The sequence below is a fragment of the Exiguobacterium sp. SH1S21 genome, assembly GCF_004337175.1.
In the GTDB taxonomy this organism is placed as follows: Bacteria; Bacillota; Bacilli; order Exiguobacteriales; family Exiguobacteriaceae; genus Exiguobacterium; species Exiguobacterium aurantiacum_A.
Genome location: NZ_SJUY01000003.1, coordinates 264,965 through 287,860, shown reverse-complemented (window position 1 = coordinate 287,860; position 22,896 = coordinate 264,965). Strand labels below are relative to the sequence as shown.

General features: G+C 50.5%; 24 protein-coding genes. 18 read left to right on the top strand and 6 right to left on the bottom strand.

From position 1 onward, the window contains the following. Window positions 1-4: 4 nt before the first annotated feature. Window positions 5-529, top strand: coding sequence for a hypothetical protein (locus EVJ24_RS06745; protein ID WP_145984891.1), 525 nt, complete (start codon window positions 5-7; stop codon window positions 527-529). Further along, entirely contained in the window at window positions 526-717 is a 192-nt protein-coding gene (locus EVJ24_RS06740; RefSeq protein ID WP_071399508.1) for a hypothetical protein, read from the top strand. Before EVJ24_RS06745 ends, EVJ24_RS06740 begins: the two co-directional genes overlap by 4 nt. A 13-nt stretch (window positions 718-730) precedes the next feature. On the opposite strand, the gene EVJ24_RS06735 is transcribed toward EVJ24_RS06740, so the two are convergent. Continuing rightward, window positions 731-1,018 (bottom strand): hypothetical protein, encoded by a 288-nt coding sequence (locus EVJ24_RS06735; protein WP_070327615.1) that lies wholly within the window; start codon window positions 1,016-1,018, stop codon window positions 731-733. Between the two features lie 272 nt (window positions 1,019-1,290). After that, window positions 1,291-2,022 (bottom strand): hypothetical protein, encoded by a 732-nt coding sequence (locus EVJ24_RS06730; protein ID WP_131440409.1) that lies wholly within the window; start codon window positions 2,020-2,022, stop codon window positions 1,291-1,293. Window positions 2,023-2,173: 151 nt separating this feature from the next. Between EVJ24_RS06730 and EVJ24_RS06725 the strand changes: the two genes are divergently transcribed. From EVJ24_RS06725 to nadE, 7 genes are all read left to right on the top strand, one after another. Continuing rightward, window positions 2,174-2,740, top strand: coding sequence for a GNAT family N-acetyltransferase (locus tag EVJ24_RS06725; RefSeq protein WP_070327613.1), 567 nt, complete (start codon window positions 2,174-2,176; stop codon window positions 2,738-2,740). A 2-nt stretch (window positions 2,741-2,742) separates the two neighbouring features. After that, a complete protein-coding gene (locus tag EVJ24_RS06720; RefSeq protein ID WP_161568735.1) occupies window positions 2,743-4,014 on the top strand; it encodes an alpha/beta fold hydrolase in 1,272 nt (423 codons plus the stop codon). Between the two features lie 67 nt (window positions 4,015-4,081). Then, window positions 4,082-4,321 (top strand): hypothetical protein, encoded by a 240-nt coding sequence (locus EVJ24_RS06715; RefSeq protein WP_070327611.1) that lies wholly within the window; start codon window positions 4,082-4,084, stop codon window positions 4,319-4,321. A gap of 70 nt (window positions 4,322-4,391) precedes the next feature. Continuing rightward, entirely contained in the window at window positions 4,392-5,483 is a 1,092-nt protein-coding gene (locus EVJ24_RS06710; protein WP_201740354.1) for a virulence factor, read from the top strand. Between the two features lie 240 nt (window positions 5,484-5,723). Beyond that, window positions 5,724-5,918, top strand: a complete 195-nt coding sequence (locus EVJ24_RS06705; protein WP_035386520.1) for a hypothetical protein — start codon at window positions 5,724-5,726, stop codon at window positions 5,916-5,918. Between the two features lie 102 nt (window positions 5,919-6,020). Further along, window positions 6,021-6,854 carry a BsuPI-related putative proteinase inhibitor gene (locus EVJ24_RS06700; RefSeq protein WP_236637582.1) on the top strand — a complete coding sequence of 278 codons (834 nt, stop codon included), beginning with the start codon at window positions 6,021-6,023 and terminating at the stop codon, window positions 6,852-6,854. A 115-nt stretch (window positions 6,855-6,969) separates the two neighbouring features. Further along, window positions 6,970-7,785 carry an ammonia-dependent NAD(+) synthetase gene (gene nadE, locus EVJ24_RS06695; RefSeq protein WP_131440403.1) on the top strand — a complete coding sequence of 272 codons (816 nt, stop codon included), beginning with the start codon at window positions 6,970-6,972 and terminating at the stop codon, window positions 7,783-7,785. 52 nt (window positions 7,786-7,837) lie between these two features. Here the strand turns inward: nadE and EVJ24_RS06690 are convergent, their stop codons facing one another. After that, entirely contained in the window at window positions 7,838-8,227 is a 390-nt protein-coding gene (locus EVJ24_RS06690) for a disulfide bond formation protein B (protein WP_131440401.1), read from the bottom strand. Between the two features lie 110 nt (window positions 8,228-8,337). Between EVJ24_RS06690 and EVJ24_RS06685 the strand changes: the two genes are divergently transcribed. From EVJ24_RS06685 to EVJ24_RS06665, 5 genes are all read left to right on the top strand, one after another. Continuing rightward, complete coding sequence (locus EVJ24_RS06685) at window positions 8,338-9,216, top strand: LysR family transcriptional regulator (protein ID WP_070327606.1); 879 nt, start codon at window positions 8,338-8,340, stop codon at window positions 9,214-9,216. After that, window positions 9,213-10,334 (top strand): N-acetyldiaminopimelate deacetylase, encoded by a 1,122-nt coding sequence (locus tag EVJ24_RS06680; protein ID WP_131440399.1) that lies wholly within the window; start codon window positions 9,213-9,215, stop codon window positions 10,332-10,334. Before EVJ24_RS06685 ends, EVJ24_RS06680 begins: the two co-directional genes overlap by 4 nt. Window positions 10,335-10,601: 267 nt before the next feature. Next, window positions 10,602-11,990, top strand: coding sequence for a cytochrome ubiquinol oxidase subunit I (locus tag EVJ24_RS06675; protein ID WP_131440397.1), 1,389 nt, complete (start codon window positions 10,602-10,604; stop codon window positions 11,988-11,990). A gap of 14 nt (window positions 11,991-12,004) precedes the next feature. Next, window positions 12,005-13,036 (top strand): cytochrome d ubiquinol oxidase subunit II, encoded by a 1,032-nt coding sequence (locus EVJ24_RS06670; RefSeq protein ID WP_131440395.1) that lies wholly within the window; start codon window positions 12,005-12,007, stop codon window positions 13,034-13,036. 107 nt (window positions 13,037-13,143) lie between these two features. Beyond that, the gene (locus EVJ24_RS06665; RefSeq protein ID WP_071399517.1) at window positions 13,144-13,806 is read left to right on the top strand and encodes a potassium channel family protein; all 663 of its coding nucleotides are present in this window, start codon (window positions 13,144-13,146) and stop codon (window positions 13,804-13,806) included. 26 nt (window positions 13,807-13,832) lie between these two features. Here the strand turns inward: EVJ24_RS06665 and EVJ24_RS06660 are convergent, their stop codons facing one another. Beyond that, window positions 13,833-14,609 (bottom strand): Cof-type HAD-IIB family hydrolase, encoded by a 777-nt coding sequence (locus EVJ24_RS06660; protein ID WP_131440452.1) that lies wholly within the window; start codon window positions 14,607-14,609, stop codon window positions 13,833-13,835. A 220-nt stretch (window positions 14,610-14,829) separates the two neighbouring features. Here EVJ24_RS06660 and rnjA point away from each other — a divergent pair, with 220 nt between their 5' ends. Together rnjA and EVJ24_RS06650 are read left to right on the top strand one after the other, a co-directional pair. Beyond that, window positions 14,830-16,497, top strand: coding sequence for a ribonuclease J1 (gene rnjA / locus EVJ24_RS06655; RefSeq protein ID WP_131440393.1), 1,668 nt, complete (start codon window positions 14,830-14,832; stop codon window positions 16,495-16,497). Between the two features lie 61 nt (window positions 16,498-16,558). Continuing rightward, window positions 16,559-18,016 (top strand): phospholipase D family protein, encoded by a 1,458-nt coding sequence (locus tag EVJ24_RS06650; RefSeq protein WP_131440391.1) that lies wholly within the window; start codon window positions 16,559-16,561, stop codon window positions 18,014-18,016. Window positions 18,017-18,307: 291 nt separating this feature from the next. Here EVJ24_RS06650 and EVJ24_RS06645 read toward each other — a convergent pair whose 3' ends face one another. Then, window positions 18,308-19,933: an alpha/beta hydrolase gene (locus EVJ24_RS06645; RefSeq protein ID WP_131440450.1), complete on the bottom strand. Its 1,626-nt coding sequence runs from the start codon at window positions 19,931-19,933 to the stop codon at window positions 18,308-18,310. Window position 19,934: 1 nt separating this feature from the next. Then, window positions 19,935-20,474: a peptide deformylase gene (gene def / locus EVJ24_RS06640; protein ID WP_131440389.1), complete on the bottom strand. Its 540-nt coding sequence runs from the start codon at window positions 20,472-20,474 to the stop codon at window positions 19,935-19,937. 332 nt (window positions 20,475-20,806) lie between these two features. On the opposite strand from def, the gene pdhA reads away from it, so the two are divergent. Further along, window positions 20,807-21,892, top strand: coding sequence for a pyruvate dehydrogenase (acetyl-transferring) E1 component subunit alpha (gene pdhA, locus EVJ24_RS06635; RefSeq protein WP_070327597.1), 1,086 nt, complete (start codon window positions 20,807-20,809; stop codon window positions 21,890-21,892). 3 nt (window positions 21,893-21,895) lie between these two features. Next, entirely contained in the window at window positions 21,896-22,873 is a 978-nt protein-coding gene (locus EVJ24_RS06630; protein WP_070327596.1) for an alpha-ketoacid dehydrogenase subunit beta, read from the top strand. Window positions 22,874-22,896 lie beyond the last annotated feature (23 nt).

Here is a 22,896-nt window from a genome sequence, read left to right as displayed (position 1 = left end):
ACTCGTGTCTGAAGTTGAAAGTTGGTTGTTTATGGGAAGGGATCAAGCGGATGCGGCGAGTTCGCCGACGATCTTGGTCGAAAAAGATGCGACTGGTGCGAAGTCATTTGCGTCGATGCGGACGTTGTTTCAATTGAAGAAATGGACGGGACAACGCCGCTTCGTTCCGCTCCTATCGTGTGATGAAACGGGCTATCGCGCCTATGAGGTGTTTCACGTCGACGCGAAGCCACCGTTCACGCTGCTCGAGCACGGACGTGTTCTGTTGAAAGATAATGAGGTGGACGCGGCCTATGCAGCGGCTCTTGCGAACGAGGGAACAATGTCTGCGGATGAAGTGATCACGTTTGCTGCCGACTACATTGAAGCAGCACTCGGTGAACCGGTCGTGCTCGCAATCAATCGAGAGATTCCGTCGCATGCACACGTGCCGATGGAACTGTTCGTACCGGGAGACGCGATTAAAACGGGTGAGTACTTATTTGCCTGGGCGAACGAAGCACAGAAGGAAAGGAATGAAGCAAAATGAACGAGTGGGAACAAAAGGTCAAAGCGTTACTCGACGGCTCAATCGATGAGTTAATCGTACCGAAAGACGACTTTTTGACAGTACGGTCACTGTTGATCGAGAAAGAGTGGTTGTTCCAAGTCGTGGGCGCCGCCAAACATGGGGGCGTCACCATCTATCGGAGGAATGAACAAAGCGCGCCCTCATGAGGACGCGCTTTTATTAAGCGTTTGAAGCCAATTTGATTTTTTGTCGTTTTAATTTGTGAAGCAGCCATGCATATAACACTTCACAAGAATGGTGAGGAAGGGTCAGTTCCACGAGTGGGCGCGACTGACCAAATATAGTGAAGCGCGAATGGTCCTCGTCGAGCATCGAGACTTGTATATCGGTCGCTTCTTGAAGCGAAATCCGCTGCTCGCCGGCAATTGCGTCTTTTAATTTCAGCATGTTTCCATTCGTCGCAAACTTGGTGAACGAAGAAATTCCCTGTACTTTCAGTTGTTCCATTTCGTAGATCTATCCATCGACAGATGAATAGATTTTCACCTCGCTTTCTCTATAGTGCCTTCCGTCCCTCCAGAAGGTTATTCCTAGTATACCGTCCTATCGTGAAAAGAAAAGACTTAATTTAACGAAAAATTAAGACAATTTGTTATCAATTTTTAAAAATAACGATAAAGTCGTTAGACAAAGCGATTTGGAACGAAATAAAGACGAGCGCGATAGCAAAAAAGAGCCTGAATTTTACAGGCTCTTTTGGCTTTCATACACGTATGAACTTAAAATCGTTCGATTTCCCATGCTCGGCGGCGATAGGTCAATTGCCCTTTTAAGGCGATCGATTCCTTTTTGGCGTCAAAGTCTTCTTCAAGCACAGACATGTCCTCGTATCGTCCGGCGACGTAAAACGAGATGGCGACTTGTCGATTGAACAGACTGCGTTTCGTGTGGTCGAAATCGATAATCAGCCCTTGTGGGGATAAAGCCAAGATTTCATCGATGACAGGCAGCGGGATCGGGACGAAGCTGATATTACGGATGTCACGGTCGAGTTTACTTTGAAGCACGCTTTGCAGGAACTGATTGATCGTCGACCAGTCTTTTATGTAGAGGCTACTGTGACGATCGTTCGACTCGTTGAAATAAGCGATCTCATTTTGGATCGAGTTGAGGAACGGCGCTTTCAGCCCTCGTTCCATGTGGCTCAAAAACAAGATTTCCGCAATCTCATGGTCTGACAATGATTCGAGTAAATTATAGTCGGGAAAGTCGATGGCGGTGAAACTCGTCTGGTTGTTCAAGTATTTTGTCGAGAACGTTGAGAGTTCGTGTGCCTCGATATAGCGAAACCTCGTCCGGGATGATTGTCTCATCCCTTTAATGTCTGTTCGACAGATGATCATCGGTCGGGCGAGTGATAACGCTTCGACGACATCCGTCAGTGTCACCCCATGAAGGGTAAAACGTTGTAGTTCCCGGTCTTGTTTAATGTAGAACAACTGTTTTGACATATTAATCCCCTCAGTTCGAAGTCACTACAATTTGATTTTAGCAAATCCGTCTCTAGTGTGCCATGTTGGAGCGGTCGAGATGATTGAGATGATGGTTTTTGAGGAAAACTAGGTATAATTAAAGAAAAGGTAGAAGAAGGGCGGGTTCAGCATGTGGGGGTTGAAGAAGAGTTTTCCAGAGCTCGCTACAGATCGTTTTATCCTGAGAGAACTCGAGCCTAGGGACGCACGGGCACTCTACGTGATTCTCTCGACCGAGGAAGTCATGCGCTATTATGGATCGGATCCGTTGCTTGCCGTATATGAGGCGAAGAATGTCATCGCTTATTTTAAAGATCAATTCCAACAAGGGAAAGCAATTCGATGGGCGATATGTGACCGTGTGACCGATGAGCTCGTCGGGACGATTGGCTTTCATAACTGGACGCCCCAATATTTCAGGGCTGAAATCGGATTTGAAGTCGCGCCTAGTCATTGGCGCAGAGGTGTCGCCTATGAAGCGGCGACAGCCGTCATCGGGTACGGGTTCGACGAGTTCAAGTTTCACCGGATCTCGGCGCTCGTCGCACCAGAGAACGATGGGTCAAATCGGTTAGTGCGAAAGCTCGGCTTCACCGAGGAAGGCTTGCTGCACGACTATGCTTACAGTCACGGCCGTTTTATGGACTTGACGATGTACCGTCTACTAAAAGACGAATGGTCACAGAGAGGGAGATGACGATGAGACAAGTTGTATTGCTTCACGGCCTATGTGGGTCACCGGATTATTTTGACGAGCTCGTCCCGATGCTTGAAGCGGATGTGTACGCGTTGACGCTTCCGGGACATGATGACACCGAATCGGGTCCCGAGACGATCGATCAATTCGCGGATTGGGTAATCAGAGAGATACGTTTGCGCGAGCTCGATCGTCCGGTCGTACTGGGACATTCGTTCGGCGGATACATCACGACGAACCTTGTTCGACGCTATCCGGATGAATTATCTGGCTTCGGGTTGATTCATTCGACGGCCGGCGCGGATTCGGATCAAGCGAAGGCGAAACGAAACGCCGCGATTGAGAAAGTGATCGAAGAAGGTGTCCATCCATTCATCGACGAGATGATCCCAGGCGTGTTCGCCCCGGATTCTGATCAGACACTCATCGAACGTGCTAAACGAATCGGCTTCAACATGTCGAAAGAAGGAATCATCTCAGCTCAAGAAGCGATTCGGGACCGGAATGATGAGACAGAAACGGTGCGCGAGACGAACTTGCCAGGATTGTTTATTTACGGCTCGAAAGACCCGAACATGGACGCAGAACGAGCTTTCATGGGAGCGGAGCATCATACAAAACAGACGGTGCAAGCCAGTCATATGGGGATGATGGAGGCGCCTGAAATCGAAGCGCAACTCATTAACGCTTGGCTCGACGCGGAAGTGCGCTCGGTGCATAAGTTCAAACTGATCGCCGTATCAGGCAGTTTGCGTAAAGCATCGTTCAATACGGCGCTACTTCATTCGATCATCGAACTCGGTCGTGATCGGTTTGACGTGGAGGTCGCATCAATCGAATTGCCGCTCTATAATGACGACTTGATTGACCCGGATGAACCGGACGTCGTTGTCGCGTTCAAGCAAGTGGTCAGAGAAGCGGACGGTCTGCTCGTCGTTACCCCGGAGTACAATCACAGCATACCCGGCGTCTTAAAGAATGCGATCGACTGGCTATCGCTCGAACCGGGAACGCCACTTCGTGATAAACCGGTCATGATTGCCGGCGCCTCACCAGGCATGCTCGGGACGGTAAGATGCCAAGTCCACCTCCGACAAGTATTTGCCACAAATCGGGCAAACGTTTTACCAGGAAACGAAATCTTTATCACGCATTGCAAAGAGAAGATTGGTGCTAAAGGACTTGAACATGACCCGTCAATCCAACAAATTGATAGAGTGTTATCTGAGTATTATAACTGGATTGATTTTTGGAAGCGTAACGCAAAAAAATAACTTGAAGTCACGACCTTTGTCTGATAGAAATGAATTGTGAAAACAAACACAAAGGGAGCGACAACACATGGAAACGTATATCGAACTGTACAACGGCGGCGAGTTAGGGGACCAGGCAGTCATCAATGACGGGATGACGTTCGGCCGGGTTACGATTGTGGAATTATTTTATCAGACGAACCACATCTTCGGTTACGTGAAAGCTGACGGGGAGAAACGCTTCTTCCTAGAACCGATTGCTGGAGATGACACGTTCGACGTCGAAGGAGAGCGCTATTCCCTCCAACAGTTCATCGCCCTATTTTGATGTTCACGACGCAAGCGACTCGCTTGCGTTTTTTTGTTGTTTTCGTCACGATTGGTGTGAGGTGATGAAGATGAAACTTGTAGCAATTGAACCAACACCAAGTCCGAACAATTTAAAGATCATTGTCGAACCGGCTTTTTCTGGCCGCGGGGTCACATATGACAAGGCGAGTCAGGACGTCCCGGAGACGATCCGAGACATCATCGCATTACGAGGTGTCAAATCGGTATACGCCGTCTCTGATTTTTTAGCGGTCGAACGGCATCCGAAACACGATTGGCACGACGTCATGAACGACATCCGTCGTGCGTTCGGCGAAGACGTCGCTGAAGGAGAAGCGAGCCAGTTGACGGCAGACTATGAGCCGGTCCACGTATCGGTTCAGTTCGTATTAGACGTCCCGATGCAGTTGAAACTCGTCAAAGGTGACGAGGAGAAACGGGTCGGTTTGTCTAAACGTTTCGTCGACGCAGCGATGCAGGTACAGCAGCAAGTGAAAAACGTCATTCAAGATCGCCGCTGGGTCGAACAAGCACCTCGCTACGGAGAGCTTGAAGACGTGAGCAGTGTCGCCCAAGAAGAACTTGAAGCGGCCTATCCAGAAGATCGCGTCGCTCGGATTGTCGCCCGTGCTTTCGGGCGCGAGGCGGATTACGAGGCCAACGTGTCGCAACTCCAGTCGGAGGACTGGAAAGCGCGGATGGCATTCTTGGATGAACTGCAAATCGAACCGGAGAACATGAATTACTTCCGCCGGGCACTCGAGGACAAGGTGATGGCGATCCGTCGTCAAGCAGTCGTCATGATTGGTATGTTTGAAGAAAATCGTGAGGATTACGTCACCTATATCGAGCAGGCACTCGTCGATCCGTCACCGATCGTGAGACGGACCGCGGGGGACACCGTCTCTGATTGGGCGTTGTCAAAATCTCAGCCATCGATGATCGAGGCGCTCAAAGATAAAAGTAAGCTTGTCCGTTGGCGGGCTGCCCGCTTCTTGTTCGACTGTGGTGATGAGCAGGCCGTACCGGCTTTGAAAATCGCCGAGGACGACCGTGAGTTCGAGGTTTCTCTCCAAGCACGTCTCGCAAAAGAGCGAATTACGAGCGGAGAAACGGCACTCGGAACGGTATGGCAACAAATCTCGAACCGTTCGAAATAAACCATTCGACAAGTCAAGTTTGTTCAATTTTACAGTTATAGGAAGTGAGAGGAGTTCGCTTGGCGAATTGCCTCTCTTTTTCGTTTGTCCTTACATAATTCAACCAATCGGTTAACAATCGGTGCCAGTTATTCGACAGACATGTCGAACTCGGAGCGGGACTGTCGAACGATAGGACGTTTTTATTTGAATAACGTTGGTACACTGAAGGTATCTTATTTGGACAAAGGAGCCACACTCATGATTCTTTTTGCAGAAACAACTGAACTCGTAGCTTACAAAGAAGTGGTCGATGGCATGATCACCGTCATTTTTGAGACGATTCATAGTGAGACGTTCTCAATCTCTGCACAAGTTCGTTCTGACATCGACGTCGCTGACTCGTTGTTCGTGACCGGTTGGCAGCAATACGTGGAAAACTTAAAAGTTTCTTAAAAAAGGTAAATAATATAAGGAAATCCATTACAAACGTCTGCACGAACGTATACACTAGTGCTATAGACGTTTTTTTTTATTTTGTTGAGGAGAGTGGAATACGTGAAAAAAACTTGGTTGCTAGTCGTGGTCGCTGCGATGATGCTCGTGGTAGCGGCGTGTGGTAAAGAAGAAGCAACTCCGAGCGATGTGGACGGGAATTCGTCGGCAGCTCCTGCTTTATTGACGCTTGAGACGGACGCGAGCTACAATGCCGATACAAAACAATTATCGGCGACGGTTTCGATGACGAACCCGAATGAAGAGCCGGTCAAGGTGACCTTCAATTCGTCGCAACGTTTTCAGTTGACGGTCATGAACGGAGAAACGACCGTTTTTGATTACGGCAGCGAATATATGTTCACTGAATCAATTATCGAAGAGACGTGGGAACCAGGTGAGACGAAAGTGTTTGACGAAGTGTTCCCGCTCACACTCGAGAGCGGAGAGTATACGGTTGATTTCGTCAGCCTCGCTCAAGTCGAAGGCGCACCAGAGATGGCAGCCACCGATCAAAAGGCGTTATCAGTTGAAGCGGTAGAGGCACCGCCTGCGGAAGAACCGGCAGAAGAGCCTTCAGAAGAACCTTCAGAAGAACCTTCAGAAGAACCGAAGGATGAGTCGAGCGAGCAACCGGTCCAGACGGATGGAGCGTTCAGCGATGTCTCGATTAAGAGAAACGGGAATTTGATTGAAGTGGCTGGGTACACGAACGTCGAGGAGTTCGAATGGAGCGTCTCGGACGGGCATAACGTGTTTGCGCAAGGTGCGTCGCAACCGACGGCCGGCGGCTTCACATTCGGTGTGTTATTAGATGAGGAACCGACATCAGGACAGTCGCTGTTCCTAGAGATGACACCGATCGGCGGAGACGTCGCATCGTTCCGCGTTCAATAACCGTTAGACGGAAACTCACGTTTCCGTCTTTTTTTGATAACCAAACGTATTGACGACAAAACCAGATTGTCAGACAATAGGGCAAACCGATTTACAAACAAGGAGGAAACGAAAGATGCAACAACACATCATCGAGTCGACTCATGTGAAATCGCACATCGATCCAGTTCAAGAAGTCCGTCGACGAATCGACTTTTTAAAAACGTACGTCAAACGTGTGGGGTCGAAAGGACTTGTTCTCGGTATTTCAGGTGGGCAAGACTCGACACTCGCGGGCAAGTTATGTCAACATGCGATGGAAGAGTTGCGAGCTGAGACCGGCGGTGACTATACGTTTTATGCGGTGCGCCTCCCATACGGCGAACAACATGACGAAGACGACGCCAAGCGGGCGCTCGATTTCATCCGGCCTGACAAGACGTTCACCGTCAACATCAAGCCGGCCGTCGATGCTTCGGTCGAGGCGTTCAAACAAGCGACGACGCTCGAACTCGGCGATTTCCATAAAGGGAACACGAAAGCGCGTGAACGGATGAAAGTCCAATATGACATCGCAGCGACGTTCGGGGCGCTTGTCGTCGGGACTGACCATGCGGCAGAGTATGTGACTGGGTTTTATACGAAGCACGGGGACGGGGCAGCTGATTTGACGCCACTCACGGGACTTAGCAAGCGCCAAGGAAAAGCGTTGCTCCATGAGCTCGAAGCGCACGAGAGTCTGATTTATAAAGTGCCGACGGCTGACCTCGAGGACGACAAACCGGGTCTTCCCGATGAAGTCGCACTGGGGATGACGTATGACCAACTCGACGATTATTTAGAAGGGAAAGCCGTCGACCCGGCTATCGCCGAGCGGATCGAGACGATTTTTAAACGGTCGCGCCATAAGCACCATATGCCGGCGTCGCTCTATGACGAGTGGTGGCAATAAGCTAAATAAAGAGGAGACACGGTCGTATTTCGACCGTGTCTCCTCTTTCCATTCAACGAGCAGTACGTTTTGGAACGAATTGAATGACTAAAATCAGCGTGAACGCGATGAAGCTTAAGAGCGGGATCGTGACGAACCCGAAGTAGTTCACCCAACGGATGAGACAGTCGTTGCTGCAAAACGCATCCCCGTTCGGAATCCGCTCGAGCACGACGTGGTATAGGCTGATCAGCCAGCCGGAACCGGCCATCAGTCCGATGAAGAGACGGTTGACCTCACGGTTCGTCAACATGATAGTCAAGTAATAAATCGCGAGCGGGTACATGAATATGCGCTGAAACCAGCACAGCTTGCAGGGCAGATAGAGCATGACTTCGGAAAAGTACAAACTTCCGAGCGTCGCGACGGTCGCGACGATAAAGGCAAAATGATGACGTTGCATACGATTTCCTCCTGACGACTCAAAAAGTGCGAATGAACATGATATGATACAGGTTAGCAACAATAAATTTAGTATACAGTCTTAGAAACGATATAGAAATAGGTGACGTCATGCAAGTATCAGAAGTGGAAGTGTTGATCGTCCTCGCCGAAGAGTTGAATATGAGGAAAGCCGCCGAGCGGTTGTTCGTCTCCCAACCGGCTTTAAGCCAACGTCTCGTCACGATTGAGCATCAGTGGGGCAAGAAGATTTTCGTTCGCTCGACGCGAGGCCTAGCCCTCACCCCGGATGGTGAGAAAATCATCGACTTCGCGAAAAAGATGTATAGCGAAGAGCAAGAACTTCGGGGAGAGTTGACGGCCAAGCAAGGCGAAGTGTATGGGACGCTCAAAATCGCGGTCGCCTCGATCATGGGACAGTATTGGTTGCCCCGCGTCTTGAAACGATTCATGGAACGGTATCCGTCCGTCCGGGTCAAACTCGTGACGGGATGGTCGAGCGAGATGATGCGCTATATGCTCGAAGAGAGTTTCCATATCGGGATCATTCGTGGTAACCCGGACTGGCGCGGAGAAAAGATGAAACTGTTCTCAGATTCGCTTCACCTCGTTGATATGCGGATGACCGATTTAAAGCAGTTGAAAAATAACGAGCGCTCGTTCATTCAGTTTAAGAGTGACTCGACCTATTATCAAGAAATCCTTGAGTGGTGGCAAGAGCGGTTCTCGAGTCCGCCGCTCACGACACTCGTCGTCGATCAAATCGAGACGTGCAAACAGATGGCGCTGCATGGGATTGGTTTTGCCATCTTGCCGGAGTCGACGATTCGCGATGTCGAGGCGATCAATAAGATCCCGCTCACGTCGTCGAACGGGACACCGCTCGTACGTGACACGTGGATGTTGTCGACCGACTCGATGCTCGAGCTCGCGCAAGTGAAGGCATTTTGGGAAATCGTTGAAGAAGTGACAAAGGAGAGTGTGGAATGAGTTGGGCGATAGAAGCTAGAAGACAGTTACATTTGATTCCAGAACCGGGTTACGAAGAGTTTAAAACACAAGCGACGCTTGAGGAGTTGATTCGTTCGTGTAACTCGTCACGGGTCCACATCTCGCATTGGCGCACCGGACTGTTCGTACGTGTCGACGGTCTTGTCGGCGACAAGACGATCGGGTATCGGGCCGATATGGACGGATTGCCGATCACGGAAGAGACAGGACTGGCGTTCGCCTCGGTCCATGAAGGCATGATGCACGCCTGTGGCCATGACGTCCATATGGCGATCGCGCTCGGCTTAATCAAACGAGCGATCGAAGAGCCGCTCGATCATCATCTCGTCGTCTTTTTCCAACCGGCCGAAGAAGGGCCGGGCGGTGCGGAACCGATGGCGATGTCGGAGTTGTTCTATCATTTCCGTCCTGACGCGATGTTCGGTCTCCACGTGGCGCCGGAATATCCGGTCGGCACGATTGCCTCACGACCGGGCGTCTTGTTCGCGAGTGCGCGTGAGCTCCACCTCACGATTCACGGCAAGGGTGGGCACGGCGCTTTCCCGCATGCCGGGATTGATGCTGTCATCGTTCAGGCGGCATTGATCATGCAGCTGCAGACGATCATCTCTCGCAACATCGACCCGATGGGGAGCGCCGTGATCAGTATCGGTAAAGTCGCTGCCGGCACGAAAGAGAACATCATCGCCGAGACGGCCAAGCTCGACGGGACGATCCGGGCCCTGTCGGACAAAGAAATGGTCGTCCTTGAGCGCCGGATCCGTCAAGTCATCGCCGGTGTCGAGATGACGTATAACGTCCATATCGACCTCGAGTTCGGCAACCGGTACCATGAAGTGGTGAACGACGAACGGTATTTGTTCCAGTTCGAGGAAGCGGTCGAAGACGTCGGCTATTCGTACAAGACGTGCGTCCCGGCCATGACCGGTGAGGATTTCGGCTATATGTTGAAACAAGTGCCGGGGTTCATGGTGTGGCTCGGGGTGAACGATATGGGTTCAGGTCTTCATCAAGCAACGCTCAATCCGGATGAGCGGGCGATCGATGTCGCGGTCGAACTGTTCGACCATTTCTTTAGAACGGTCATTGTGAAGTGAACGAAGCGGACACGTTGTTGTCCGCTTTTTTTGTTGAAATGTGTTGAATTATGCTTCCGATGTGAGAAAAAAGGGAATTTATTATGATTGTAAAGCGTCAATATTGTTAAGCTTGTTCAAATGTGAACATTTTGCGAACTCAAGCATTGAGACATTACAGCGCTATATAAAATCATTATGATAGGGGTATCCAAAGGAAATCATCTGTGATGTTTCGTTTCACGCATCGGTGTGAAGCGCTAGAGAGAGATAGGAGGTAATCAATAGATGTTTCAAGATCCTGTCCTGATGAGTCGGGCGTTAACGGCACTCACGTTAGGCTTTCATGTGATTTTTGCCACAATCGGCGTCGGGGTTCCACTATTAATTTTATTGGCAGAGTTTTTAGGTATTAAAAAGAAAGATCCGAAATACACCTTGATGGCTCGTCGGTGGTCGCGGGGCTATGTCGTGACCGTCGCGGTCGGTGTCGTCACCGGTACAGCCATCGGGCTGCAGTTATCATTGCTATGGCCAAACTTGATGCGCGTCGCCGGTCAGACGATCGCGCTGCCGTTGTTCATGGAAACGTTCGCGTTCTTCTTTGAAGCGATTTTCCTCGGCATTTATTTGTACACGTGGGATCGGTTTAAAAACCCGTGGCACCATATGCTGATCGGGATTCCAGTCGCCGTTGGTGCACTGTTCTCAGGCTTCTTCATTACGACAGTCAACAGCTTTATGAACCAACCTGTCGGATTTGATATCGTCGATGGAAAACTTGCGAACGTGAGTCCGCTTGAGGCAATGTTCAGCCCGGCGATGCCGACAAAGATGGCGCACGTATTAACGTCTGCCATTTTGACATCGGCGTTCATATTGGCGGCGATTGCGGCCGTGCAGTTATTGCGCCAACGCCGTAACCAGCTCGACAAATTGTCTATCGAGTATCACAAAAAGGGTCTTCGTTTAACGATGACCGTCGCGCTCATCTTTGCGATTGCGACTGCGCTCGTCGGGGACTTCTCAGGTAAATACTTGGCGAAGTACCAGCCGGATAAGTTGGCGGCGGCAGAGTGGCATTTTGAGACCTCCTCCGAAGCCGAACTTATTTTGGGCGGATGGCTTGAAGACGATGGTGCAGGTGGTTACGAAGTACGAGGGGCCATTAAAATCCCTTATGCGTTGTCAATCTTAGCGGGCGGTGTCCCGAACTATGAAGTGACGGGTCTCGATGAATTTGCGAAAGAGGACCAACCGCCACTGTTCATCCACTATCTGTTTGATGCGATGGTCGGAATCGGGATGCTTCTTGCACTCATCTCATTCCTGTTCGTCCTCGGACGTTATATTAAGCGATTGCCTCAATTCAGCAAACCGATGCTGATCGCGATTGCGGCGGGAGGACCTCTCGCCATGATGGCAATCGAGTTCGGGTGGTTCTTCGCCGAGTTTGGCCGTCAGCCATGGGCGCTCTATGATTTGATGCGCACGAGTGAGGCAGCGACGACGTCGGCTAACGTAGGTTGGATGCTTATCGCCTTCGCGATCCTATATGCGGTTCTTGGCGTGGTCACAGTGCTCGTCTTGACACGTCTGTTCAAGGACAACCCAGTCGGGAAAGAACTAAAACAATCGGAACATCGCGGTGAAGCGATGTTTGCGGATGAAGTGTGATCGGAGGATATGACATGCAAATTCAAGAATTAGGGATTGCCGTATTATGGACGTTTTTATACGGCTATCTCATCGTTGCATCGATTGATTTCGGTGCCGGCTTCTTCGCTTTCTATAGTAAGTACACGAAGCGAGACCAAAAAATCAATCGCCTGATTCAACGGTATTTGTCGCCGACATGGGAAGTGACGAACGTCTTCTTCGTCTTCTTCTTCGTCGGAATCGTCGGGTTCTTCCCGGATACGGCTTACTATTATGGAACGGCCTTGTTAGTACCGGCCTCTGTCGTGTTGATCTTGCTCGCGATTCGCGGAAGTTTTTATGCGTTCGCGAACTACGGTTCGAAAGAGAGTACGTTTTACGTGTTCTTGTACGGGGCGACAGGTTTATTGATTCCTGCGGCGATGTCGACCGTGCTCACGGTCAGCCAAGGCGGATTCATTAACGAGACAGAGTCGGGTGTGTTCTTTGACGGATTGAAGTTGTTCACAAACTTCTACTCGTGGACAGTCGTTATCCTCGCGATCGTGTCGGTGCTCTATATTAGTGCGATGTTCCTCTTGTTCTATGCGGACAAGGCACGTGATGTCGAAGCAGTCGGCCTGGTACGCAAGTGGGCGCTCTTCTGGAGTGTTCCGACGATTCTCGCTTCGGGCCTCGTTTTCTTCGGCTTGAAATCGCAGGCGGCATGGCACTATGAAAGCATTTTGGCGGGTAACTGGTGGTGGTTCGCCGCGAGTTTCATCTTCTTCGTCATTGCCGTATCGTTCGTTTACTTGAAACGCAACTACGGACTCGCTTTCTTGATGGTCATGGGTCAGTTCTTCATGGCGTGGTTCGGATATGGCTATACGCATTTGCCGTACATTCTCTATCCGTATATCGACATTAACGGAAGCGTCGTCAACGAGTCGATGGCGATTGCGCTCGTCATCGTGTTCATTCTAGGATTGCTCTTACTCGTACCAGCGTTGTATTTATTGCTTCGCCTGTTCTTGTTCGACAATGACTATGTGCGTGGAAAACGTTCAAGCGGTAAAGCATAAGACCGGGATTTCCCGGTCTTTTTTGTATAGTTTTTTTAGGGCGAATCGGTTACACTGTACGAAGAATCGGGAACAGAAACCGCTGTATGGAAAGGGATGTTTTAAATATGACAGGTGAATTTGCAGTCATCGGCTTAGGTCGGTTTGGTGGGTCGATCGTGCGGGAATTGTCGTCGAACGGATATGACGTGCTCGCCATCGACGTGGATGAAGAACGGGTCAATGAGTTCATGGGCCTAGCCACGCACGCGGTCATCGCCGACACGACCGATGAGAACGTCTTAAAGAGTCTTGGGATTCGAAATTTTGAGCATGTCATCGTGGCCATCGGGGAAAACATTCAAGCCTCGATTTTGACGACGTTGATTTTGAAAGAGCTCGGTGTCCAGATCATCACGGTGAAAGCGACGAACGACTACCACGAAAAAGTCCTACGTCGAATCGGTGCGGATAACATCGTCCACCCGGAACGCGATATGGGCGTCCGGATCGCCAACGGATTGATGAGCCAAAGTATCTTGGACTACCTCGAACTTTCAAATGAACATTCGATCGTCGAGATCAAGGCTTCTGACAAACTATCGAATAAATCACTGATCGATTTGGACCTTCGTGCCAAATACGGAGTCAACATCGTCGCCATCCGTCGTGGTGACGACGTCTTGATTTCCCCTCAAGCCGACGAGATGATCCTGCCGGAAGATATCTTGATCATCATCGGAAAAGATACCGATCTCGATCGGCTCGAACGCTCGCTTCGGTCAAGATAAAAACGAGAGGCGCGAGCCTCTCGTTTTTAGATTAGTTTCATTGTTTTTAGTCCATACTCGATCCCGTCTTCAAGTATCGATTTCGTCACAAAGTCGGCCGCTTCTTTTGCCTCGGCTCGTCCGTTGCCCATCGCGATGCCTGTACCGACGTATCGGAGCATCGCCAAATCGTTCAACGCGTCACCGAAGGCGTATGTGTTCTCGAGGCGATAGCCGTTCGTCTCGATGAAGTGGCGAATGCCGTCCGCCTTGCTCGCCCCGCGATTGATGACGTCCATCGCATGCGGGTGCCACCGGATAAAATCGAATTCGCTATAAGCGTCGAGATAATGATGCTCTTCTTCAGGCGTGCAGTAGAGCAACGTCTGATAGACGTCCTGTTCAATGTGGAAGTTTGGCGCGTACGTCGGGATCGGCATATCGAGTTCGCCGAGTGACTGTTCGACGACGTGGTCGTTCGGTTTCGTCGCGCCGCCACGGTCTTGTCCGAGATAGACGAGTGTGTGGTTAAACGTTCCCGCATGGTCCGTCAAACGGCTGAGCGCATGAGTCGGTAGCGTGTTCCGATAGACGATTTCTCCACGGTGGACGACGATTTGGCCGTTGTAGCACACCATGCTCTCGATCCCAAGTTGCTGCGGGATGTCTGAGAGCATCGCCGGGCCTCGTCCCGTCGCGATGAACGTCTCGACTCCGTTCGCACGAAGTTGTCCGATCGCCGCAATCGTCGAGGGCGGAATATACGTCCCTTCGTGGAGAAGCGTGCCGTCAATATCAAAAAAGACTACTTTTTTATCTTCCATTCGAATCACCATGCTTTCTCTGTCTTGTTTAGGGTATTTCTATACAGAAAAGCATACCACGAAATCAAGAAACCGCCCTCAATCTGACGTCATTAGTGAAATTTTGTCACAATATGAGCTATAATGAAGAAAGAATCTTACGGAGACATAACTTTATCACGAGAATCACTTATGTATCACATAGATGAAAATCAACTAACTAGAAGTAAGGAGAGATTAAATGAAGTTTGTAAAGAACCATCAAACCGCTGTGTTCGCATTAGGCGGACTCGGAGAAATCGGGAAGAATACGTACGTCGCTCAATTTCAAGATGAGATCATTGTCATCGACGCCGGGATTATGTTCCCAGAGGATGACTTGCTTGGGATCGACTACGTCATTCCAGATTACTCATACTTGATCAAGAACAAAGACAAAGTAAAAGGGGTGTTCATCACCCACGGTCACGAAGACCATATCGGTGGAATCCCGTTCTTGTTGAAACAAGTCAAACTGCCGATCTATGCGACAAAGCTCGCCCTCGGGTTGATCAAAGTGAAACTTGAGGAGCACGGCTTGCTTCGTGAGGCCGAATTGCATGAAATCGATGAGGATACGATCGTCAAGTTCAGAAAGACGAGTATCTCGTTCTTCCGGACGACCCACTCGATCCCAGACTCGCTCGGTGTCGTCGTCAAGACGCCACAAGGTAACATCGTCCATACCGGCGACTTCAAGTTCGACTTCACACCTGTCGGCGAGCCGGCCGATATCGCCAAAATGGCCGAGATTGGAAAAGAAGGCGTCCTTTGTCTCTTGTCGGACTCGACGAACGCAGAAATCGAAGGATTCACGATGAGTGAAAAAGTCGTCGGCGGGACGATCAGTGAGACGTTCCGTAAAGCGGAAGGGCGTGTCATCTTCGCGACGTTCGCCTCGAACATCTATCGTCTGCAACAAGTCATCGATTCTTGTGCTGAGACGGGCCGTCGCTTGCTCATCTTCGGTCGCTCGATGGAAAAAGTCATGACGATCGGGCAAGAACTCGGCTTTATCAACGTACCAAAAGGAATGATCATCGAGACGAACCAGATGCGCAACTTTGAGCCACATGAAGTGGCGATTCTCTGTACCGGGTCACAAGGTGAACCGATGGCCGCGCTCAGCCGGATTGCGAACGGGACACACCGTCAAGTTTCGATCATCCCTGGCGACACGGTCATCTTCTCATCGTCACCGATTCCTGGTAACGCCGTGTCGGTCGGTAAAACGATCAACCAGCTTTACAAAGCGGGCGCTGACGTCGTCTACGGTAAACTCACGAACATCCACACGTCAGGTCACGGATCGCAACAAGAGCAGCTGCTCATGATCCGCTTGCTCAACCCGAAATTCTTCATGCCGATTCACGGAGAGTACCGCATGTTAGTGAAACATGCCGGGCTCGCACAATCGGTCGGGATCCCGAAAGAGAACACGTTCGTGATGGACAACGGCGAAGTGCTAGCCGTCGACGCCGATTCGGCTGCCATCACAGGCAAAATCTCGGCGAACGCCGTCTATGTTGACGGAAACGGTATCGGAGACATCGGCAACATCGTCTTACGCGATCGCCGCATCTTGTCAGAAGATGGACTCGTCGTCGTCGTCATCAGCATCGATGGCAAGACACGAAAACTCGTCTCCGGACCGGACATCATCTCGCGTGGTTTCGTGTACATGCGTGAATCGGGCAGCTTGATTCGTGACGGTGAGCGTTTGCTCAAGAAGACGGTCGAACAAGGCTTGTCGAACAAGCAGATGAAGTGGTCAGAGATGAAGCAACTCGTCTCGGATACACTCACGCCATACTTGGCTCAAAAAACACGAAGACACCCAATGGTTCTTCCGATCATTATGGAAGTATAAACGAACGGGCTGTAGGTGACTACAGCCCGTTTTTTAGAGAATGAAAAAAGGGGCGGTGCGTATGGAACGGAAGAAGCGTAAGACAGGTTGGCTCAAGTGGGGGTTCGCTGCATTTGCGATCTTATTTTTAGTCACGATGATTTATCATCAAGTAAAACCGCTGCCAGAAGGGGTGTCTCGAGCATCCGAACCGGTAAATATCTCGGATGACCAAATCGATTTTTTGTCTGATTTGACATACCAAGGAGAAGACACCGAAGTCAATGAGCAAGAGATTTTCCAAGATGTCGAACAATCGATCCGCGAGGCCCGGGAGTATATCGTCATGGACTTTTTCTTATTTAACCCTTATTCAAACGAAGATCGACCGTATCCGGATATTACGTCCCGCCTATCGTCAGCACTCTTAGAACAGATGGAGCTGTATCCTGACTTGAGCGTCGTCTTGATCACAGACGAGATCAACACGACGTATAACGGTCACGCGTCTGACCATTTAGACGTGCTCAAGGAAGCTGGCGCGGAGATCGTCTACACGAACCTCGACGCGTTGCGTGACCCGAATATCTTGTACTCGACGCTGTATCGCATCGGATTCCAATGGTTCGGGGACAGCCAGAACGGTTGGCTCCCGAACCCGATGGCGAAATCGGCACCGGACATCACGATTCGTTCTTATCTACGGTTACTGAACGTGAAGGCGAACCACCGTAAAGTCATGGTGACTGAGAATGACGGGTTCGTCCTCTCGGCGAATCCGCATGACGCGTCCGGTTACCATTCAAACGTCGGCGTCCGACTCGACGGTCCGATTCTAGCTGATATTCTTGAAGGGGAAGAGGCGATTGCCGAGTTCTCGAAAGGGGACGCGAGCCGTTTCCCGAGTGAAGAAAAACTTAGCGCCTTACGTGACGAGGACTCGGAAGGGCCGATGCAGATTCGTTACGTGACCGAGTCGGAAATTCAAGAAGCCGTCGTGAAAGCGATGGACGAGGCGGAAGCGGGTGAGACGATTTGGATCGGCATGTTCTATTTGGCCGATCGGAACATCATCCAAGCAATCCATGACGCCGCCGAGCGCGGCGTGTTCGTCAAGCTCATTCTTGACCCGAACACGAACGCGTTCGGTCGGGATAAGTCGGGTCTCCCGAACTTGCCGGTCACGGCTGAGCTCGTCGAAGTCAACCCTGAACAGATCGAAGTCCGCTGGTACGAAGTCGGGAAAGAACAATATCATCCGAAGATGCTCTACGTCGAAGGCGAGCAGCGTGTCGTCGTCTTGGGGTCAGGCAACTATACGACCCGGAATATGAACGACTATAACCTCGAGGCGGATGTCGAAGTGACGACTGCGACCGAGACCGAGTTCATGCGTGAAGTCGATAGCTATTTCAAACGGCTTTGGAACAATGAGGACGGGACGTACACCGTCGCTTATGATGAGATTCAGACCGACTTGCCGATCGGCAAGTACTTGCTCTACTGGTTACAGAAGTTGACGTGGACGATGACCTACTGACATAAAATAAGCCCGTCCTCATCAGAGGGCGGGCTTCAGCTTGTTGACTAACATGATTGCTATCCTGCAGGAGTCGCGGCGCCATCGGACGAGCAACGCACACGGTCCCATCTGGTGGCGGTCACTGCACAAAACATGAAGAAGTTGACTAGTTTATTGGCCTGGAGAGACCGTATACATACCATTTTTTCAATCTTGTGCCGAGCAGAGTGACTCGAGGTCATCGAACATAAAAAAGCGAATTGGTTCGTCAACAGCCTAAGCCCGCCCTCATCAGAGGGCGGGCTTGTTTTATTGCGTTTCGACTGGATTGAACTCATTTGAATACTCGTATAAGAACTCGCCCGTCTCACGGAGCACGTCCGTCTTCCGATGGAGCGAGAAGTGATCGTACGGGACGGTCTTGGTACCGATGTTGTTCGTGTATTCCTCGAGCAAGAGCGAGCTCGACGGTTCGATCAAGTTGAACTCGCCGCCTCGTCCTGAGAACGAATACACTTGGACGGAGCGGGGCCACGTCTCAAGCTTGGCCTGGAACGACTTGAGCCCATCAGAACTCGGCGACAAGTCGCGGATGGCCGGACTGCCCGTGTTCACACCGAAGTTGCTAGCGGATAAACCGAAGTTGGCGAGGCGCGTCCCGGCGAACGGGCTATCAAACGTAACGAGCTTATCGACGATATACTCGTCTTGGTTCAAAATGTAGTTGGCTGCGGCGACACCGCCCATACTGTGACCGATCACATACATGCGGTCGAACGAACGGTTTCGTTCCGATTTGTACTCTTCGATGGCGAGGTTCAACCATTTCGTCTGGTTGTTCAAGGACGCTTCAGCATCCTCATATTCAATCCGGACGATCGGGCGGTTCGAACTGTAATCATTGATGACGCAGTCGACCGCTCCTTTCGCTGTCACCGTACAAAGCGCGCCGTCTTTGGCGAGTCCGCGCTGCTCCATATATTGGGAGAAGCGGAGGAACGTCCGGTCGGTCCCGAGTAGGCCGTGGACGGCGAACGTCGGGATGAACTCATCGGTTTGAGCGGCTTGACGGATGGCTTCGACTTTTCGATCGTTCGTCAGCTCTTCACGAACGGTCACGATAATGATGGCTAACGCTAACAGGATGATCAACGTACCGAGTACGCGCGAACGAATCGATGTCCGGTCGGGGTTTCCGACGTTTTTCCGAGATCTCCGCCAAACAAAGAAAGCAGTCACACTAGCGATGACAGCAACGACGATGGTGATAATCCACGCTTTGACGTTCGGTACGTGCGCGACAAGCGTCATATTGTTTTGGCGTCCGCCGTACACTTGCCACTCGACTTGTTTCATCGAACGAGGATCAAGGCCGGTCCCGTCCTCGACGAACACACCGGTCGGTACTGTCAAATTGAAACGGATGTCGGCTTGGCGGATGTAACGTTCGGCGAGTTCTTTCGGGGAACCGCTCAAGTTGACACCAGGCAAGTCGACGCGATCGAGACGTAGATCCAAGTTCGTCTTCAACACATATGAATCGAACCAAATGCCGTCTTCCTTTTGAACATCAAATTTCACGTCGGGGGGAACGAGGATACCGGCCGGTCCGGTCTTCCATTCCTGTTTAATGTTTTGCAGCTCATCGACGTTTTTGAACGTCTTCTTTAACACCATACCTTCGTAATCGTCTTCGCTCGAATAGTCTCGAGTCGCATAGCCGTTATCGTTCGCTTGTTGTTTCCACGTTTCCCAGTCGAGCCGTAAGTTTAATAGCTTCATGACCGGGTGATCGCGGAACGCATACGTCGTCTCGAGCGTGACAGACTGATCGTAGTGGACGGTGGCGTCATATTCGATCCGGACGCATCCACCGATTAAAAGAAACAAGAATGGGAATAGGAACAACAGTGTCTTTTTTTTCACGCTCGTCACCTCAGATCGGTTCACCGTATGTTTCTAGCGGATTGGTCGTATTAATGCGGTCATAAAACAGGACGCCGTCCAAGTGGTCGAGTTCGTGTTGGCAGACGATGGCTCGCATCCCGCGAAGACGTAACTTGATCGGATTGCCGTCACGGTCAAATCCTTCGAGGGTGATGCGACGGTGACGCGGTACGTTGCCTTTGACGATGCGATCGACAGATAAGCAGCCTTCACCGCCGTTCAAATACGTCTGTTCGAGCGAGTGACTCGTGATTTTCGGATTGAAGATCGACAGCTTGAACGTCTCTTCTTCTTCTTTTAGCAGGACGGTGAAGAACCGGCGATTGACACCGAGTTGTGGTGCGGCAATCCCGACACCGCCGCGAAGCTCATATTTCTCACTGATCTCAGGGTCTTGGCTGTTGACGAGGAACGTTTCCATCTCGTCGAGCAGGGCGAGGTCTTCTGCCGTAGGTGGAAGCGAGACTTCACTTGAACGGTTACGGAGCCGCTCATCTCCTTCACGAATCACGTCTTTCATTGTTAACATGGGTAAACTTCCTTTCCAATTGCGATATGTCCAATTATATCATATTTAATGAGCGAATCGCTCAGATGGTACAGAAGGTGAAATGAAAATGATACAGAGCGTAAAACATTCGAAAAATGTGTTCATGTAAGCGTTTTTATGGAGTGAGCATATTTTTTGCGTTATTGTAACAACCCGTTTTATACTGACAAGGAAACGGCAGGAGAAGTCATACTTTCCTGAATCACGTTAATACAGATTGCTTTTTTGGACAGATACACTTAAGATTTGAGGTAGTGTTTGATCACAAAAAAAGACAATTGTCTCATAGTTGAAAGGATGAGGTGAAACGAATGAACAACGTTCAGGTACTTCAAAACGTGGAAGAAAACTTCCAAACGTTCCGTATTCTCGACGAGAAGGGCGAGGTCGTCAACCAAGACGCAATGCCAGATGTAACGGACGAGCAACTTCAGGAGCTTATGCGCCGCATGGTCTATACTCGAATTTGGGATCAGCGTGCCATCTCGCTTAACCGTCAAGGACGCCTAGGTTTCTACGCGCCAGTGGCAGGGCAAGAAGCAACGATGATCGGGACGCAATACGCGCTCGACAAGCAAGACTGGATTCTTCCGGGTTACCGCGATATCCCGCAACTCGTATTCCACGGACTTCCGCTTTATCAAGCGTTCTTGTTCTCACGTGGTCACGTGGCAGGAAACCGCATCCCAGAAGACGTTAACGTCTTAATGCCGCAAATCATTATCGGTGCACAAATCATTCAAACAGCGGGTGTGGCCATGGGTCTCAAACGCAACGGCAACACGAACGTCGCCATTACTTACACGGGTGACGGCGGATCGTCACAAGGTGACTTCTACGAAGGTATGAACTTCGCAGGTGCATTCAAATCACCAGCTATCTTCGTCGTTCAAAACAACCGCTTCGCAATCTCGACACCTGTTGAGAAACAGACGGCAGCTAAAACGATCGCGCAAAAAGCTGTAGCAGCGGGCATCAACGGAATCCAAGTTGACGGTATGGACGTACTTGCAGTCTTCGCCGCAACACAACAAGCGCGTAAAGACGCACTTGATGGGACACCGACGCTCATCGAAGCACTCACATACCGTTACGGACCACATACGCTCGCTGGGGATGACCCAACACGTTACCGTACGAAAGAACTCGATTCAGAGTACCAAGAAAAAGATCCACTCGTACGTTTCCGTCTTTTCCTCGAAGGCAAAAAGCTTTGGAGCGAAGACATGGAGAACGAAGTGATCGAACAAGCGAAAGCAGACGTGAAAGAAGCGATCAGCCTCGCGGACAAAGAACCAAAACAAAAAGTTTCGGACTTCATCAACAACATGTTCGAAACACTCCCTTCAAACTTGAAAGAGCAACTTGAAGAATATACAGCAAAGGAGTCGAAGTAAGTTATGGCTCAAATGACAATGATCCAAGCGATTACTGATGCGATGCGCGTTGAAATGAAGCGCGACGAGAAAGTACTTCTTTTCGGAGAAGACGTTGGTAAAAACGGTGGGGTCTTCCGTGCAACGGAAGGTCTCCAAGACGAGCTAGGCGAAGACCGCGTCTTCGATACGCCACTCGCTGAGTCTGGTATCGGTGGTCTCGCAATCGGTCTTGCACTCACAGGCTTCCGTCCAATCATGGAAGTTCAATTCTTCGGATTCGTATTCGAAGTGTTTGACTCAGTTGCTGCCCAAATGGCACGTATGCGTTACCGTTCAGGCGGCGCTTACAGCCAGCCGGTTACAATCCGTTCACCGTTCGGTGGCGGCGTTAAAACACCAGAACTTCATGCGGACAGCCTTGAAGGATTGATGGCTCAGACACCTGGTCTTAAAGTCGTCATCCCGTCAACACCATACGATGCAAAAGGTCTTTTGATCGCGTCAATCCGTGACAACGACCCAGTCGTATTCCTCGAGCACATGAAACTTTACCGTTCGTTCCGTGGCGAAGTACCAGAAGGCGACTACACGATCGAGCTTGGAAAAGCAGACGTGAAACGCGAAGGTACTGACGTTTCGATCATCACATACGGTGCGATGGTTCATACTTCACTCAAAGCAGCTGAAGAGCTCGAAAAAGAAAACATCAACGTCGAAGTAATCGACCTCATGACAATCAGCCCGCTTGATATCGACACAATCGTCGAGTCAGTTAAAAAGACTGGCCGCGCGATCGTCGTTCAAGAGGCACAGCGTCAAGCAGGGATTGCGGCGAACGTCGTAACTGAAATTCAAGAACGCGCGATTCTTCACCTCGAGGCACCAGTGCTTCGTGTAACTGCACCAGACACGGTCTTCGCTTTCGCACAAGGTGAAGATGCATGGTTACCTGACCATAAAGATGTCGTTGCAAAAGTTAAAGAAGTTATCAACTTCTGATCGTGTTCATTTAACGATGAGGG